Origin of the sequence: Planktomarina temperata RCA23 (assembly GCF_000738435.1) — a bacterium.
Classification (GTDB): Bacteria; Pseudomonadota; Alphaproteobacteria; order Rhodobacterales; family Rhodobacteraceae; genus Planktomarina; species Planktomarina temperata.
Map to the genome: position 1 here is coordinate 2,793,583 of NZ_CP003984.1, position 16,147 is coordinate 2,809,729.

Annotated in this window: 14 protein-coding genes and 1 pseudogene; 9 read left to right on the forward strand and 6 right to left on the reverse strand. The window is 51.4% G+C overall.

Annotated elements, in window-relative coordinates; genetic code table 11:
* The first annotated feature begins 73 nt into the window (after window positions 1–73).
* The 6 genes from RCA23_RS13475 (at window position 74) to RCA23_RS17050 (ending at window position 5,193) form a co-directional block, all read left to right on the forward strand.
* A complete protein-coding gene (locus RCA23_RS13475; protein WP_044050745.1) occupies window positions 74–1,042 on the forward strand; it encodes a Bug family tripartite tricarboxylate transporter substrate binding protein in 969 nt (322 codons plus the stop codon).
* Entirely contained in the window at window positions 1,042–1,530 is a 489-nt protein-coding gene (locus RCA23_RS13480) for a tripartite tricarboxylate transporter TctB family protein (RefSeq protein WP_044050746.1), read from the forward strand. Before RCA23_RS13475 ends, RCA23_RS13480 begins: the two co-directional genes overlap by 1 nt.
* 1 nt (window position 1,531) lies before the next feature.
* Window positions 1,532–3,037: a tripartite tricarboxylate transporter permease gene (locus RCA23_RS13485; protein ID WP_044050747.1), complete on the forward strand. Its 1,506-nt coding sequence runs from the start codon at window positions 1,532–1,534 to the stop codon at window positions 3,035–3,037.
* 1 nt (window position 3,038) lies between these two features.
* Complete coding sequence (locus tag RCA23_RS13490; RefSeq protein ID WP_044050748.1) at window positions 3,039–4,397, forward strand: acyclic terpene utilization AtuA family protein; 1,359 nt, start codon at window positions 3,039–3,041, stop codon at window positions 4,395–4,397.
* Window positions 4,390–4,695 carry a DUF4387 family protein gene (locus RCA23_RS13495; RefSeq protein WP_044050749.1) on the forward strand — a complete coding sequence of 102 codons (306 nt, stop codon included), beginning with the start codon at window positions 4,390–4,392 and terminating at the stop codon, window positions 4,693–4,695. Before RCA23_RS13490 ends, RCA23_RS13495 begins: the two co-directional genes overlap by 8 nt.
* A gap of 141 nt (window positions 4,696–4,836) precedes the next feature.
* Window positions 4,837–5,193, forward strand: a complete 357-nt coding sequence (locus tag RCA23_RS17050; protein ID WP_052377197.1) for a transposase — start codon at window positions 4,837–4,839, stop codon at window positions 5,191–5,193.
* Between the two features lie 8 nt (window positions 5,194–5,201).
* On the opposite strand, the pseudogene RCA23_RS13505 reads toward RCA23_RS17050, so the two are convergent.
* A pseudogene (locus RCA23_RS13505) lies at window positions 5,202–5,558 on the reverse strand (integrase core domain-containing protein); the annotation flags it as partial.
* A gap of 1 nt (window position 5,559) precedes the next feature.
* Here RCA23_RS13505 and RCA23_RS13510 point away from each other — a divergent pair.
* Window positions 5,560–5,754: a hypothetical protein gene (locus RCA23_RS13510; protein ID WP_044050751.1), complete on the forward strand. Its 195-nt coding sequence runs from the start codon at window positions 5,560–5,562 to the stop codon at window positions 5,752–5,754.
* Between the two features lie 20 nt (window positions 5,755–5,774).
* Here RCA23_RS13510 and RCA23_RS13515 read toward each other — a convergent pair whose 3' ends face one another.
* The gene (locus RCA23_RS13515; protein ID WP_044050752.1) at window positions 5,775–6,131 is read right to left on the reverse strand and encodes an HGGxSTG domain-containing protein; all 357 of its coding nucleotides are present in this window, start codon (window positions 6,129–6,131) and stop codon (window positions 5,775–5,777) included.
* A 966-nt stretch (window positions 6,132–7,097) separates the two neighbouring features.
* Between RCA23_RS13515 and RCA23_RS13530 the strand changes: the two genes are divergently transcribed.
* Together RCA23_RS13530 and RCA23_RS13535 are read left to right on the forward strand one after the other, a co-directional pair.
* Window positions 7,098–7,352, forward strand: a complete 255-nt coding sequence (locus tag RCA23_RS13530; RefSeq protein WP_044050755.1) for a type II toxin-antitoxin system RelE/ParE family toxin — start codon at window positions 7,098–7,100, stop codon at window positions 7,350–7,352.
* A gap of 5 nt (window positions 7,353–7,357) precedes the next feature.
* Window positions 7,358–7,711 carry a helix-turn-helix domain-containing protein gene (locus RCA23_RS13535; RefSeq protein WP_052377289.1) on the forward strand — a complete coding sequence of 118 codons (354 nt, stop codon included), beginning with the start codon at window positions 7,358–7,360 and terminating at the stop codon, window positions 7,709–7,711.
* Window positions 7,712–8,317: 606 nt separating this feature from the next.
* Here the strand turns inward: RCA23_RS13535 and RCA23_RS13540 are convergent.
* The 4 genes from RCA23_RS13540 to RCA23_RS13560 all read right to left on the reverse strand — a co-directional run bounded on the left by RCA23_RS13540 (window position 8,318) and on the right by RCA23_RS13560 (window position 16,057).
* On the reverse strand, window positions 8,318–8,587 hold the full coding sequence (locus tag RCA23_RS13540; protein ID WP_044050757.1) for a hypothetical protein: 270 nt from the start codon (window positions 8,585–8,587) through the stop codon (window positions 8,318–8,320).
* Between the two features lie 173 nt (window positions 8,588–8,760).
* The gene (locus RCA23_RS13545; RefSeq protein ID WP_044050758.1) at window positions 8,761–8,961 is read right to left on the reverse strand and encodes a DUF6447 family protein; all 201 of its coding nucleotides are present in this window, start codon (window positions 8,959–8,961) and stop codon (window positions 8,761–8,763) included.
* 242 nt (window positions 8,962–9,203) lie between these two features.
* Window positions 9,204–12,737 carry a beta strand repeat-containing protein gene (locus RCA23_RS13550; RefSeq protein WP_052377198.1) on the reverse strand — a complete coding sequence of 1,178 codons (3,534 nt, stop codon included), beginning with the start codon at window positions 12,735–12,737 and terminating at the stop codon, window positions 9,204–9,206.
* A 107-nt stretch (window positions 12,738–12,844) separates the two neighbouring features.
* Entirely contained in the window at window positions 12,845–16,057 is a 3,213-nt protein-coding gene (locus RCA23_RS13560; RefSeq protein ID WP_044050761.1) for a beta strand repeat-containing protein, read from the reverse strand.
* Window positions 16,058–16,147 lie beyond the last annotated feature (90 nt).

The following is a 16,147-nucleotide window of genomic DNA, read 5'->3' on the forward strand; positions in this document are numbered from 1 at the left end:
GTTGCTGTCAGCTTTCCTGGTTCTGTTGTCACCATGTGCGGGGAACCCCGCCTATGTCAAATGGGAGGAACTAATGACAAATCGCTTTTTCAAAGCGCTGGCAACCAGCGCGGCAATTACTGTTGGTGTGGCTTCTGCTGCATCCGCGGCTGAATGTATCGCCCCAGCAAACCCAGGTGGTGGTTGGGATTTCACATGCCGTCAAATCGGCAAAATCATGTACGATATTGGTGCTGTTGATAAACCAGTTCAAGTTACCAATATGCCCGGTGCGGGCGGCGGCTTGGCCTTCAACACAGTTGTAAACGAACGGAACGACGACGCCGATCTAATCATCGCGGCATCCTCTGCTACAACAACACGTCTGGCACAAAATGCTTACGCTGGTCGCACGGCTGACGAGGTTCGCTTTGTGGGTGCCATCGGAGCCGATCCCGGCATCATTGCGGTTGCGGCTGACAGCCCTTATAATTCGCTGAAAGATCTGGTGGACGCAATCCTTGCTGATCCGGGTTCAGTTGCCTTTGCTGGCGGTTCTGCGGTCGGTGGCTTTGATCACTTGAAGCCGTTGATGGTTCTAAAAGAAGCCGGTTTCACCGACATCACCAAAATCAAATATATCGGTGTTGATGGTGGTGCAGATGCGATCACACAAACAGTTGGAGGCTTTACTCAAGCTATGACTGGCGACATGTCAGAAGTTGTATCGTTCTTGGCCAATGGTGACATCCGTGTCATTGCGGTCCTTACAGATGAACGAGTGCCAGGTTTTGAAGACATCCCAACGGCAACTGAACAGGGTTACTCGGTTGTGGCTGTGAACTGGCGTGGTCTTTATGTTCCAAAAGGTGTGTCGGACGATACATTCAATTCATGGGCTGACAAATTGCAAATGGTTGCAGACAGCGCTGAGTGGAAAGAAGCTATGGCCGCAAATGGTTTAGCGCCATTCACCAAAGTTGGTGGCAACTTCCAAGGTTATGTTGACGGCCTGGTGGCCGATATCAACGCCATGTCAAAAGAGCTGGGAGTTATTCAGTAATGGCCTCTGACCGAATTTTTGGTTTGGTCACTCTGATCACGGCGGTCGCGTACATCGCGGCCGCCACTCAGATTCAAACAAACTTTTTCTCAGGCCAGTACCTGCCTAAACTTTTTCCAATTATGATTGGCACGGTGGCGGCGATCTCAGCGCTGGTGATGATTTTCAAACCAGACCCAGAACCTGAATGGCCGGCATCCAGAGCTTGGAAAAATATGGCCATCGCCGTTGCTGTTCTGGCGCTATATTCCATTTTTCTGAAACCCCTTGGTTTTATTTTTCCGACTGCATTTGCAGCAGGCATCGTCAGCTATCAAATTTCCCCACGCAAGTTACCTGCTCTATTTTCCGGTGTGGGCTTGTCGTTAGGATTGTTCGTTTTGTTCAAGTTCCTCTTAGGCCTTGGCAACATCGTAGCTTACCGTATTCCGACCCCCGCAAAACTGTGGGAAGCAATTTCAGTTCTTATTCCATTTGTGGGGCACTGACGTGGATATTCTTGCTAATCTCGCGCTTGGTTTTAGCGTTGCATTGTCACCTTACACGCTGATGTTGGCTGTATGTGGCTGTTTTCTTGGCACGGTGATCGGTGCATTGCCGGGCCTTGGCCCATCTAATGGCGTGGCCATTCTGATTCCAATCACCTTTACCCTTGGCCTTGATGCAACCAGTGCCTTGGTATTGATGACCTCGGTTTATTACGGCGCCATGTATGGAGGGCGCATTTCGTCTATTTTGTTAAATATCCCGGGCGATGAACCTGCGTTGATGACAACCCTTGATGGGTATCCCATGGCCAAAGCGGGGCGCGCAGGGGACGCCTTGGTATTATCAGGCGTTGCCTCATTTGTAGGAGCGCTCCTAGCCACAATCGGGCTGATGCTTTTGGCCCCGTCGCTAGCGCGTGTCGCTTTTTTATTCGGTCCTGCCGAATATTTCGCGCTGTATTTATTAGCCTTCTGCACGCTTGGCGGCATGGCATCAAACAATCAGGCCAAATCAGCAATTGCTGCTTGTTTGGGCCTAGGTATTGCAATGATCGGTGTCGATACCTCATCCGGCTTGCCGCGCCTTACGGGGGGCAATCTGCACCTTTATGACGGCGTTGATTTTCTTGTCGCCATCGTCGGCTTATTTGCTATTTCTGAGGTATTCTTGTTTATCGAAAGCCACGGCAAAGGGTCGTCTATCGGTGTAACACTGGACAAAGTGCGCATCCCTTGGGCTGATATCTTTTCCACCAAATGGACTATGCTGCGCTCTTCTGGCGTTGGTTTCATTGCAGGCATCTTGCCCGGCGCGGGTGCCTCGCTCGGATCATTCTTGGCCTATATGACGGAAAAATCCATTGCCGGTGAAAAAGGCGGCTTTGGCACTGGCGTGCCAAAAGGTATCGCCGCACCAGAGGCCGGAAACAATGCAGCTGCTGGAGGTGCCTTGGTGCCAATGCTAACCTTGGGTGTGCCAGGTTCAGGCACCACCGCGGTTTTGTTGGCACTATTGATGACGTTAAATATTACGCCTGGACCAACATTATTTACCGAACGGCCCGAGGTTGTTTGGGGCCTTATTGCATCATTGCTAATCGCCAACTTTGTTTTGCTGTTGATGAACGTGCCCATGGTCAAAATTTTCGTGAAAATCCTGACAGTTCCGGCATGGGTTCTATTGCCCGGCGTCACCATGGTGTCATTCGTAGGCATTTATTCCCTGTCAGGCAGTTACTTTGATCTGCTGATGATGGTGGGATTTGGTATGCTGGGATACATCCTGCGCAAGCTGGATATTCCTACGGTGCCAGTGATCCTTGGCATTCTTCTGGGTGGTCATATGGAAAACGCTTTACGTCGTGCAATGACATTGTCCGACGGGGATGTTATGTATTTGTTCAGCTCACCCATTGCGATAGGTTTTTGGATCGCGGCAATTGCGGGCTTTGTCGCACCGATGTTTTTGCGTAAAATACTGACAAAACCGCAAGCCATAAAAGGTTAATATGACAACACGTGTTTTGATCCCCTCTGGTGCCCTTGGCCTGAACTATGACCAAGTAGCACTGGACCGTGGCATCGCCATGAAACCTGACATCATTGCAATCGATGGGGGATCAACCGACAGTGGCCCTGCCTATCTAGGGCGAGGTGTGTCAAAATATTCACGTGCATCCACAAAGATCGAATGGCGCGGCTTGATGGAAGCACGAGCAAAGGCGGGTGTACCATTGGTTATAGGCACATCTGGCACTTGCGGGGCCGACAATGCGGTAAATTGGATGCTGGATATCACGCGTGAAATCGCCACCGATCTGCGGCAAAGTTTGAAAATCGCAGTGCTGCGCTGTTCCCAAGATACAGCGGTAATGAGCACAGCCTTTTCCGATGGTCGCATCACTCCCCTGCCCGCCGCGCCAAATGTAACCGCAGACGATTTTGCCACCTGCACCAATATCGTCGCACTAGCTGGCGCCGAACAAATCGCCGCAGCGCTTGAAACTAACGCCGACATCGTAATCGCTGGTCGCACCACAGATACCGCCATTATTGCCGCCTTGCCCATAATGCGCGGCAATGATGCAGGAGCCGCTTGGCATGGGGCAAAAATCGGCGAATGCGGCGCGCTTTGCGCATCCAACCCGCAATCCGGCGTAGTAATGATGGAATTTGACAATGACGGCTTTACTGTGATCCCGCTGGCCGATGGCGCGAAAGCCACGCCCCATACGGTTTCCGCCCATATGCTTTATGAAAATTCTGACCCGTTTATCCTGTATGAACCGGGTGGGTATCTGGATGTAACAGACGCGACCTATGCTGCGCTTGACGATACCCGCGTGCGCGTCACAGGGTCAAAATGGGTACCGGCAGATCGTTATACCGTCAAGCTAGAGGGTGCGCGACCTGCGGGTTTTCAATGCGTGTTGCTGTGCCTGTTGCGCGATGCGCATTATGTTAAAAATGCGCAGATTTGGGCCAATGACATCATCAGCAAATGTCGCAGCAAGGTTATCAGGCGGCTTGGGGTGGCCCCAGAAGAATTTGAAATTGAACTGCGCCTGATGGGACAGAACGCCAGCTTTGGAACGCTGGAAACCCATGCTGCACAACCCCATGAAATAGGCGTGCTGGCGATCGTCACTGCAAAATCCAACGCATTGGCCATGGAAATCGGCCAATTCTTAAACCCCTATTTGCTGCACCATCCACTGACACAAGCCGAGGAACAGCCCACCTTCGCTTTTCCATTTTCACCGGCCGAAATTTCCCGTGGCCAAACCTATGAGTTTTGCCTCAATCACGTCCTGACGCTGGATGATCCAATGAGCGCCTTTCGGCTGGAACAGGTACAAATTGGCTAATCTTGGTGAAATAGTACAAAAAATACGATCCAAAAATGCAGGCCCATTTTGGTTAACGGTCGATATCTTCTGCGGCACGCCTCATGCCTATGAATATGTAATCGCGAGGCTTTTTAGTGCTACTGTCGCCAAAGCCTTTGGTGTGAACACCCAAGATATCAAGCGTTTTGACATTGCCAACTTACATGTGGTGAAATTCAGTCTGCCCCGCCCCCATGTGCAAGGATCAACCCTTGATCCCGACATGCACGGCGCATCTTGGGCGGCGTTGCTTGCCGAATTGCCGCTGGAAAACTGACGTGGGGTACTGTCAGACGAATGAGAACTCGCATCAGATTGCTGGCGCAGCCTGAATCTATGCGCTCAATAGTTGGCGCCACTCAGCGAGAGCGGCGGTTCTGTCTTGGCCCCCTAAAACTGTGCCAGTATTTGTTGACCAATGGAGTGGCAAAGACTGGCACGGAAACGGTATTCGGAGGAGGACGCGCTGAAGGTATTGCGCGAGATTGATGTTCATTTGCACCATGGTTTGGACGTCGTGAGCGCATGTCGCAAAGCGGGGATTTCGGACAAGACGTATTATGACTGGCGTAAGAAGTTTGGTGGCCTTGGCCGGCCTCAACTTTCACAGATGAGAGCATTGAAGAAGGAAAATGAGAGGCTGACGAAAATCGTTGCGGACCTTCAGCTCGACAAGCTGATCTTGAACGAGAGTGAACCAGACCAGGTTTACCGGAGACGATTTAGTTCCTATTCTGCGGCTAGAGTAACATGTAAAAGACATTATTTAATCTGACATTGTTATCATCCAGCGTGTGTCATTTCGTACATGCTGTCAGATTGGTTTGTGATAGGGATAGTCTTTTCGCCTACCAAATGTCGAGCTTCACGGAATGTTTGCATGGGCGTTTTTCCGTAGCAATGTTTTCCCGAATGGGGTCGCTGTTCGTTGTATTTTGCCAACCAATGATCAACGTCTGTTTGCAGCTCTTCCAGCGATCCGTAGATTTTCTTGCGGAACGCTATGTCATAGAACTCATTTTTCATGGTGCGATGAAAGCGTTCACAGATCCCGTTTGTTTGGGGATGGTTGGCTTTTGTCTTGCTGTGATCAATATCTTCCATGGCCAGATACAGTTGATAGCTGTGACGCTCGGCCTTCATGAAAATGAAGACACCCACCTTGGACGCGCTGGAGTTACGGCAACAGGTCTGGGATTGCGCGGGGATTTCAGGGAAGGACCGCCGCAGCCGGGTTCTTGCCAAGATCGACCAAAGTGTCTCGGGCTACACCGTCGAACGGAAAGTAGGCGGTGTAGCTACACTGCGGCGGATCAAGGTCACGAAGACAAAGTAGCGCTATTTAGGTGGCCGCTGTCAGGGTTTGAACATTTCCCTCCAGTCCTTGCCCAAGGTCCCCGCTGCAATGGCCTCCTTTTCGATGTCTCGCAGCTCCGCTCGGATCTCCCGTCCAATCTGGGCACGACGCTTCGCTTCAGCCTTCGCGGCTTTGGTGAAGCGTCCGTGTTTTAGGTGCAGGGTTTCCAGCTTCGCCAAACCCTCTGCAGTCTTAGCACCTGTAGACTTGCCACCATGGTTGCGGCAGCGCGCCTTGCCCCTCATTGCTGGGTTCTGACAGTGCGTTCCCTGACGTGTCTTTGCGCCACAACGCGCTCCTGGCCAATCTGGCCCCAGCTCCCAGCCCTTCCCTGCTTCAAAGAATGCTTCATGCATGATTGATCCCCTCCGTGAGATTGTTGCGTTTCACCTCAGATCCAAGGACCGAGGTCCAAGAAGTGCGGTCCTTAGTAAACAGCTGCGGCAGTAGCCCCACGGACCTTGGTCCTTGGCCTACTGGCCTAGCTGCTCCCTGAGTGCCATTGGCGTAATTCCGTATAAAACCAGCCAAACAACCCACTTGCGCTCGTACGGGCCTCTCTGACTCTGTGTGACGCCTTTCAGGCCTCGAAGACTGCCGCATGGCCATGATGTTCCAGTCCATTTTCGTTTCTCCCATTCACTTGGCCTCAGATCGACGATCCTTGAGCCCTTGACCTCACTGCTGGATACTCGCTGCGTGAACCACGGACCTTGGAACATATAACTCGCAACACGAACCAGGGTGCTTTGAGCGCGGAGCAAGGCCCGTGGACCACCGACCTTGGACCTTGATCCACGCAGCTCGCTCTCTTCCAGGTTATTGCGCCCTGCCAATGCATCAATCTCCACGAATTCCCATCACCCCAAGAGCGCCAGCCTTCCAAACAGTATGGGGGGTTACTTGAGGTTTTGGACCTGTCCAAAGCTTCTGTAACTTCACCCCCTACCCCCTTAAACAGGGCCCCCTATTATGATCCACACCCTATACTTGTTAGGCCTCCAGTTTGCGCCGGATTTATTTTCATTTGGGCTTGTTTCCAGCCAACACCTACGGATCAAGGATCACGGATCACGAACCTTGGACCTCAGGATCCTCTTCAGTGGCAGGAAAATACTGCAGCCCCTCGATGTGTTATACTATAACATAATCTCAATTGAGGCAAGCGCTGGGTCGGCCATTATGCAGCGGGCTACGGTGGTTGGATGGCGGTACGTGGTCCTCGGATCTCGGCCTTTGTGGCAGATGTGAGTACGCAACAGTGACATTCTATCTTTAATAGTAGCTATTGACGACATCGTCGCCGTTGGCTACATAGGCTTATGAAAGAAGTCGTATACTCCAAGACCGCGCAGAAATCACTTCTGCGGATACCTCGAAACTGGGCAATTCGTATACGAAATAAGATAAATGCTTATGCGGCAGATCCCACCTCACAGGCCAAGAATGTCAAGGCGTTACAGGGTTATGAGGGAATGCTGCGGCTAAGAGTGGGTGACTGGCGCGTAACGATGGTCGATAGAACAGTTATCGAGATTATCGACATCAAAGCCCGCGGCAGCGCCTACAAGGAGTGATGCAAATGAATGAGATGGTTACTATACCCAAGGTCGAATACCTTCGCCTCAAGGCGCTTGACGAAGATATGAGCGATTTGCACAGTGCTACAGCAATCCTTGATCGCATCAAAGCTGGGACTGAAGATCTGATCCCCTCTAACGTGGTAGATCGCCTGCTTGATGGGGACCCCCCGTTGAGAGTTTGGCGCGAGCACCGGGAGTTGTCGCAAACGGAACTGGCCCGACGGTCCGGCGTCAACCGCATCCAACTCATCGACATCGAAGCTGGCCGCAAGACCGGCTCTGTAGCTACACTCACGAAGCTGGCAAAAGCGCTTGCTGTGGATCTGGACGACCTAGTGGTGGCTACAGACTAGGCTGGGCGATCCTGAATGGGCACTGGGGGTTACTTGAGCTTTTCGACTTGCCCAAAGCTTCTGCAACTTCACCCCCTCTCCCCTTAAACAGGGGGCCCCTATTTTGATCCACACCCTCCACTTGTTAGGCCTCCAATTTGTGCCGGATGTATTTTCATTTGGACTTGTGGCCCAGGAACAAGGAGCCATGCGCCGAGGTCCTAGCTGCACGGACAGTGCCTCACCTAAAGATGTTTGTTGAACCGCGCACATCGGAATGGAGCACAGTCGCAAGGCCATCGACGCAGGGAGTATGTTACATCAAATTAAATACAAATGTAATTAATGGGGGTGCTTTAAGCAAGATTTTTTGGGTGGGTTAGTGGGCGCTAGGCTCTCGGTCCACGGACCGTGGTTCTTGGCTCAGCCATCAACCCTGCGGCTCTGTCGGCGCTCTTCAGTAAGCCTATACTGAGCGGGTTGTGGTTAGTGCTGCCAGGGCTGCAAATGTAGAATCTTGGGCGCTGGGCTGATGGTCCTTGAAGCTACGGTCTGGGCGGTTGGTCCGTGGTCCGTGGTCCGTAGTTCTCGGACCTTGGGTCTCTCACTCTTTGTCAGGAGAAACCCCTATTCATCCGCCCACTTTGAGCAGCGTGGCGCTGTGCGCTCGCCAACCACACTCACTCTGTCCATGTTGCAGGCCCGCACCCGTCCGTTGTTGGCATGAAGAAACCAGCCTTGTTCGCCGAACTTGGGCAAATGCCACAGCGCATCACCAGATTGAACGCTGGGCGGGGCAAACTGAGCGTTAGCTGTACCGCTGGTATTATCTGAGGATAGAGCACCAATGACTGTGCCTACGCCTACGAGGGCAGCACCAAGTAAGAGTTGTTTCATAGGGTGGTCTCCTTTGGGTGTAAGAGTGTTTCACAAGTGTATCACGAAAAAAGCCCTGCCTATTGGTAGGACTTGATTTTAGCTAAACACTTAGCGCATCGCGAGAACCTACTCAGCGAGTTAACACAATTATTAAATAATGGTTAAATCAACTTCAGACAATCTCATATTTGTCAGGCGTCCTTAGGCAGCTCCGCATTCAGCGCTTGCGCGTATGCATTGCGAGCTGTCTGGGCAATTGCCAGTTGTTGCTGCAGACGAACAATTTCTTGATCAGTGAGCTGCATGCTACCCAACTGCGCTTTTGCGGCGTCGGACAGGTCATCAAGAATGTACTCTTTGTCATTGATCGTGATAGTTTTAGATTCGGTCATGGTTAGTATCCTTCGAGTATCTCTCTTTAAGTCATCCCTATTAAATCATCTAATCTAACTACAATTACAAGCTTCACAGGCAACTTATAGGCCATAAAAATGGCGTTTTCTACGGTAAGTGGTATGTCGATGTCAGCAAGCTTAACAAGTGCAACTCGAACACACACGTTCACACATAAAAGCCCCCACATTGCTGCGGGGGCTTTTGTTTTTTAATTACGCCGCAAGATACCGTGTTTGGGTTAAACAAATACGTTAGTATCAAGCAGTGTGTTTGTGAAATTTGTAACCTCAACTATAAAGTCGGCAGCACTGAATTGATCATCTGCGTTAAGGTCGACAGCAAGGTATGTCTTACCACTAAGATCACCTGCGTTCGTGGTTACCAACGCTGCGGTAATAGTACCACCGCCGCCCCCGGTATTGAAGCCTGCACCAGAGCCAACATTCAAGAGAGTGTTCATATCTGCAATGAAGGTTGCCTCATCCACGCTGCCGGTTACAGCATTCTCCACACTTCCAACAGTAACTGTCAGATCTATTGTATCAGCAGCAGCCCCATTAGCGACGAAGCCATCAATTAGGTCAATACCTGCAACAGAGCTAGAAGCAGCTACTGTATCAGCAGCACCAGCTGCAAACACAAACTTATCGGCACCTGCACCACCAGTCATCACATCTCGACCTGCGCCACCCGTTATAACGTCATCGCCGTTACCTGTCGTGATAACATTGGTACCAGTGGTCCCAGTAACAGATATGGCGCCAGTATAGGCAGTTGCTGTCAAGTCACCCAATACGAGCGACACTGTCGCGTCGTTGGCACCTGTCATGGTAAGAACTTGACCATCGGTCAGAGCATTCGCATTGATTGCATCTGTACCATTTGTATCAGTACCCAAACCAAGAGTTATGGTGGCTACTGATGCAACTGTAATATCCTGAGCTGCGGTAGATGTATCTGTCAGATCTGCACTCAAGCCAGTGATCGTTGTGGCACCCGCACCTGAAGTGGACAGCGTTTGATCATCCACCATAGCAGTCGCAACGATTGCTGTAGCGCCAGTGCTCGAAATCGAGCTAGAAGCTGTACCCGTCGTAAACTGACCGGTTGAACCAGTACCAGTAACCGTCAACGCACCTGTATAAGCCGTGGCTGTAACATCACCATTGGCGAAGGACACTGTCGCGTCGTTGGCACCTGTCAGAGTAACAACTTGACCATCGGTCAGAGCATTCGCATTGATTGCATCTGTACCAGTTGTATCAGTACCCAAACCAAGAGTTATGGTGGCTACTGATGCAACTGTAATATCCTGAGCTTTGGTAGATGTATCTGTCAGATCTGCACTCAAGCCAGTGATCGTTGTGGCACCCGCACCTGAAGTGCTCAGCGTTTGATCATCCGCCATAGCAGTCGCAACGATTGCTGTAGTGCCAGTGCTCGAAATCGAGCTAGAAGCTGTACCCGTCGTAAACTGACCGGTTGTACCAGTACCAGTAACCGTCAACGCACCTGTATAAGCCGTGGCTGTAACATCACCATTGGCGAAGGACACTGTCGCTGTCGTAGACCCTGTGAGCGAAAGCACTTCGGCGTCTGTTAACGCAATTGCATTAACGTCCTGAGAAGCAGCGGACGTCGCAATAAGAGCTCCTCCATCAGATATAGTCACACCCGTCATATCCCCATCCAGCGTAACTATGGCTGTGGATCCGGCCGCGAGGGTTAAATTCTCTACGTTTGAGATTGTTGCTCCTGAAGCAAGATTAGAGGTCGCCGTAACTTGCGCAGTCACAACCATGGTGTCACCGGTCCCGTTACCACCATCGATTGAGGTATCAGCATTGACTTCGGCGATATTTGCAAAATTGAAGATGTCATCCCCATCACCGCCTGCCAATACGTCGGCCCCGGCACCGCCTGTGATCGTGTCAACACCTGCACCACCTGTGATGGTGTTAATCTGAGCATTACCAGTCAGCGTGTTGTCGCCAGCGTTACCTGTGAGAGCAATCGCAGTGGCTGAAGTTACGTTAGATGCGTCAATACTTTCATTAGTGGTACCAGTTGCGGTACCATCAGCTGCCGCGATAGCGACTTCTTCAACAACTGTACTCGCATCAAGAGTTAGCGTGGCAGCATCGGTAGCTGTAAAACGGATCGTATCCGTATCAGCGCCACCCACAATTGTTTCACCAGGATCGTGATGAGCCTCATCAGCAATTATGAATATATCGTTACCAGCGCCACCATCAATCTCATCAGCGCCATCACCACCAGTGATAGTGTCAACACCCGAGCCAGCATTAATGGTATCGGCTTGCGCGCTGCCTGTGATAGTTACCGCTTGGGTCGAACCAGTGGCGTTCAAAACAGTTCCAGCGGCAAGTCCTACAATGTTAGCGGCGTACGTCGCACCAACCCCGGTTGCATTAAGGACCGTCGTCACGGCGGCCTCGGATGTCACATTTACTGTCTGCAGGTTAGACGTGGTCGTCAAAGTAACCTCATCTGCTCCCAAGCCAGTCGTAATGGTGTTTGTTCCTGCGGAGGCAGTGATCGTATCGGCTCCTGCGCCTAGATCGACTGTGTTCGTTCCGGTAGTTCCGACAGTCAAGGCTTGAACCCCGTCACTTGCCGTAACGGTCAATGCACCTGTACCGGACACGGCTACATCGTGTACGGCCTCTGCGGTACTTGTTAATGTAATTGTATCAACGGTCAGGCTAGTAACAGCCGCTTTCGACTTCGTAACACCACCCGAGTCAGCTGTATTGAAGAAGAGCGCGCCACCAGCGGTTGTTAGGTCCACATTTCCAAACCCATTAGAAACACTGAACGCAGAGGTATCTGTTTGGGTCAGTCCAAATATCGGCGCGCCGCCGCCGCCGCCGCCGCCGCCTCCGCCGCCTCCGGAACCACTACCACTACTGTCGTCCCCAGATCCACTGTCCTCGCCAGATCCACTTTCACCACTGTCCTCGCCAGATCCACTGTCACCACTGTCAGCCGGCGCCTCAGAAACAGCTTTAACCTCGGCCACCGCAGCAGTTTGCTTGGTAGCGAGAACCTCGGTGGTCAGTGTTTCGTCTGCGTCGCTGGATGCTGCAACAGTAATATTGCTGGATTCGCCATAAACTGACACAGTGCCGGCTGTGAGCAAGGCAACGAGCTCATCGGCTTCAGCAGAAGAAGCAACCTCAATCGTGATCGAACCCGTCGATGCGTTACTGATCAGAGTCGGAATTTCTTTAACTTGAGCCAGGCTCAATATCGCACCAGAGGCAACTTCGACACGCGTGATTGAGGAGAGATCCGCGGCTGTTGCGTCGACTGTTCCATCGGTAATCTTTAACGTTGTGAAACCCGTTACAGTACTGCTCGCATCCAAGGTTACAGTATCGTCAGCATCAGCAAAGTCAAATTCAAGCGTACCAGTGCCGCTCGCAGTAAGTGTGATTGAATAAGCGTTATCAACAGTGTCATCGGTTACCGCAAATTTTGCCGAGCTGCTGTCGTTAAGAGCGAACCCCGTTACGGCAGAGGCCGAGTATGTATCACCAGATTTCGTAAGAGTAAGTAGGGTTGATTGAGGAGCCGGTGTGTCACTACCACCACCACAGGCAGCCACAAGAAGTGTGAGAGATGACAAACCACCAGCATTTGCGGCCTTCTTAAGTTTAGCAGCGCGTTTACTTTTGCCGCTAACGGCGACCGATGCTTTTGTATCTAGCAACTCGACTGACGCCAACTCAATTTTAGTCATTTTCATTACTGCTTCTCCTCAGAAGTATTTTTGTCCTTACAGAAACTTGAAACCGCTTTTGAAAAGACAAAATACCCCCCCCATCTAAGACGGGGGGGGAATATATGTTTTAGTTAGATAAAGTCTACAGCGGTGAGATCATCACTATCGACGCCCTGAAGCAAGAATATGCTCAATTCACCAGCCACCGTGAGATCAGCAGTAGCATCTTGAGATTCCAAAATCAGTGTATCGGACCCAGCGCCATCAGCGGTGATTGTGAAAACACCAGTTGAAGCGACAAAGTTACCTGACAGGAACTGCAAGTCTGTAGCAATTGAGTTATTCGCTTCACCCAAGGCAGTTGTCGCTGCGCCATTAGTAACAACGTTTACATCGTCGTCAGTACCACCAGCGGTAAAGTCAGTAATGATGTCCAAACCATTGCCAAAGGTAATAGTATCCCCAACAGCGAGCGCCACACCAGCAGCCATGGCTAGACCAGTCGACGCATCCGTCACTGCAGTAGCCGCCAATGAGTGTGTAGCGGTAGCCTGGTCAAAGGTGTCATCACCAGCGCCCCCGGAGAGGCTATCAGCACCAACACCACCCGTAATTGCGTCATCCCCTGCGCCGCCTGATACGGTATCAGATCCGATGCCACCATCAAGGATATCATTACCAGCACCGCCAGTGATTGTATCCGACCCTGAACCACCTGTAAGATCGTCGATTCCAGCGCCACCAGTAAGTGTGTCCGCCAAATCAGATGATGTGAAGTCCGACCCACCAGCACCCGCAGTCATGGTCATCGCAACTGTTGATACGCTAGCATCTACAGTAGCCTTACCTGTCAATCCTGTTGAAGTGACTGTTGCAATCTTTGTTGCCCCAGCAAGGGTTGTAACAGTCGCATCAGCCGTACCACTCATGTTGAGTGTTGTGAGATCTGATGCATTAAGCGTGCTGATAGTCAGATCTTCAGCTGCGTTCGACCCGCTTACCATAGAAATGGTTTCTTCATCGTTAGCAGTCACAGCGAGGAAAGTAGTAAGGCCTTGGCTAGTGGCCGCCGCACTATCGTCTGCTTCTACTGTGAGCGAATTTCCGGTGCCATCCACCAAGCGTGTCAACACAATTGAACCACCTGTCAGAGTGTTACGAACCGTAGTTAGCGTATCAGCTGCATTGGAGATGGTTACAACACCCGCAACGTTAGCATCGACTGTAGTGAACCCACTGTTGTTGGTAAACACGGCCATTGACTGAGCACCAAGACCGCCAGTGTCAAATGACAGTACTTCAAAATTTGTCACTCCAACCGAGGTTGCGACCGTAGCAAGGGTATCCATTGCAAGTGTATCAATACCCTCACCACCGTTAACAGTGTCCGCACCCGTAAGGGCGCTATCCATATTTACGGTATCATCTCCCGCTCCGCCAGTAATGGTATCGTCACCAGCACCCGATGTAATTATATCCGCACCGGCACCACCACTGATAGTATCCTTGCCCGCGCCGCCTGTAATTGTGTCTGCACCATCACCACCATTTAGGGTATCGGCACCGCCACCACCAACAATTGTATCATCTCCCGCTTCGCCGGAGAGTGTTTCGGCGTCGGATCCACCAGTAATTGTATCCTTGCCCGCGCCACCTGAGATATTTGTGGTATCGCCGGCATCACCAATGAGAACATCGTCGCCAGCAGAGCCAGTAATCGTGCTAGTACCGCCCGCCGTGCCAACCAGTGCGTTTGCGTTCATATCAAAAGTTAATGTACCAGTCGCCTGTGCAGTCATTCCAGAAGCGTCAACAGCAGCAGCTGTAATCGCACCAGTCACATCTACAGAATTGGTACCCGTGAACTTCACCGTTGCAGTGCCACCAGCTGAAGCAGTCGCAGTTACCGCGCCAAGCTGTTGGGTCGTTGCCGCACCAGTCCCTGATGAATTGAACGTGACTGTTTCAAAGTCTGTCGTCGTAATGGCGCGGTTGGCGAAGTTGGCACCAGCAGCTGTATTTGCAACTGTCAAAGTGTCTGTCGTTGCTGTCCCAGCCGCGTCAAACGTATGCAAACCGTTACCAAGTGCGCCGGCAACATTTAGCGTGGAACTACCAGCTAAGAAATTGATTGTTGCTGCACCGGCAGTACCATTTCCATCAAGGGTCACGGTAGCAATACCTGCCTTCTGAACGCTTGCAACGTCAAAAGTCTGACCAGCCGTAAACGCATCAGTGAACTCAACCGTCTCAAAATTGCTTACCAACTCAACAGTTGAAGTCGCTGTCGTTAGGCCGTCAAGAAGCGCAAACGTACTGATCAGTGTGTCAGTCCCGTCCCCACCGTTCAACACATCAGTGTCAGCCAGGTTCGCCGTAAACGTTACTTTATCGTTGCCGGCACCTAGCGAAACAGTCTCAACCTTCGCAGCAGTTGGCGACATCGTAATGCTGTCGGCTCCGGCTCCTGTTGTAACCGTAGTGGCGTTGGCGTTATTAGAAGTCAAAGTCACAGCACCAGTCGACGTAGATGTGATGGTTTCCGCCGTCGTATTCGCATTTGTAAGAGTAAAAGCAGCGGATCCCGAGATCAAAAGGGTGTCTGCATTAGACGTCAACGTTGTAACAGTGTTGGCGGACCCGACGGAGTTAAGAGTAATCGACTCGATCGCATTATCAACAGTCACGACACCGCCAGACACGTTGGAAATTGTGAAGGTTTTTGCGTCGGAAGTTCCAGTTACCGAAGAATCCAGGAAGTCGAATGACGCTCCCGCCGAAGAATTTGCCAACGTGATGCCGGTAACGCTTGCGCCAATGTTATTGACGGTCAACAACGACGTGGATCCAGTGTTGGAAACGGAAGTAACGCCACTCGCTGCCAAAAGATCAAGCGTTGCGCCACCAGCAGCCGCAGTGGTTACATTAACAGTCTCAACCGCGGTCAGGTTTGGAGTTACATCGCCCGTCAGGGTTATGTTAATAGTATCAATGCCCGCACCACCACTTACAGAGTCAAGAGCCTGGAGAGTCTGAATGCCAGCGGACGACAAACCCGCGTTGAACGTGTCCGCACCTGTTGTACCAGTGACTGTATCTGTACCAGTAGACAGAGCCACTGTAACGGGCGTAACGTCCGGAGTGTTACCAGAGCCAGAGCCATTGCCACTGTCAGGCGTTGAGCTTGAGCCGCCACAAGCTGCGAGCGACAGAGCCATTAGCGAGATGCCACCGGCTTTGGCTGCGTTTTTAGCGTTCTTGGATTCCCAAGCTTTTACGAGCTTGCTGGTTGCGTTCAACTCAGCAGCGCTTGAATCGAAAGACGCGTGTTGTTGGATGGTCATAGTTTCTTTCTCCAGACATAAATGTTCACTGACCTTTTTAACCACGCGCCATGAATCTATTCAATATATTAAATTATGTTTAAAAAATAC

Excerpts from the sequence above, each read along its gene's own strand:
- RCA23_RS13560 (WP_044050761.1), bottom strand. The coding sequence starts at position 16,057 with ATGACCATCCAACAACACGCGTCTTTCGATTCAAGCGCTGCTGAGTTG.
- RCA23_RS13545 (WP_044050758.1), bottom strand. The coding sequence starts at position 8,961 with ATGACCGAATCTAAAACTATCACGATCAATGACAAAGAGTACATTCTT.
- RCA23_RS13540 (WP_044050757.1), bottom strand. The coding sequence starts at position 8,587 with ATGAAACAACTCTTACTTGGTGCTGCCCTCGTAGGCGTAGGCACAGTC.
- RCA23_RS13530 (WP_044050755.1), top strand. The coding sequence starts at position 7,098 with ATGAAAGAAGTCGTATACTCCAAGACCGCGCAGAAATCACTTCTGCGG.
- RCA23_RS13480 (WP_044050746.1), top strand. The coding sequence starts at position 1,042 with ATGGCCTCTGACCGAATTTTTGGTTTGGTCACTCTGATCACGGCGGTC.
- RCA23_RS13535 (WP_052377289.1), top strand. The coding sequence starts at position 7,358 with ATGAATGAGATGGTTACTATACCCAAGGTCGAATACCTTCGCCTCAAG.
- RCA23_RS13515 (WP_044050752.1), bottom strand. The coding sequence starts at position 6,131 with ATGCATGAAGCATTCTTTGAAGCAGGGAAGGGCTGGGAGCTGGGGCCA.
- RCA23_RS17050 (WP_052377197.1), top strand. The coding sequence starts at position 4,837 with ATGGAGTGGCAAAGACTGGCACGGAAACGGTATTCGGAGGAGGACGCG.
- RCA23_RS13490 (WP_044050748.1), top strand. The coding sequence starts at position 3,039 with ATGACAACACGTGTTTTGATCCCCTCTGGTGCCCTTGGCCTGAACTAT.
- RCA23_RS13475 (WP_044050745.1), top strand. The coding sequence starts at position 74 with ATGACAAATCGCTTTTTCAAAGCGCTGGCAACCAGCGCGGCAATTACT.
- RCA23_RS13550 (WP_052377198.1), bottom strand. The coding sequence starts at position 12,737 with ATGAAAATGACTAAAATTGAGTTGGCGTCAGTCGAGTTGCTAGATACA.
- RCA23_RS13510 (WP_044050751.1), top strand. The coding sequence starts at position 5,560 with ATGAAAATGAAGACACCCACCTTGGACGCGCTGGAGTTACGGCAACAG.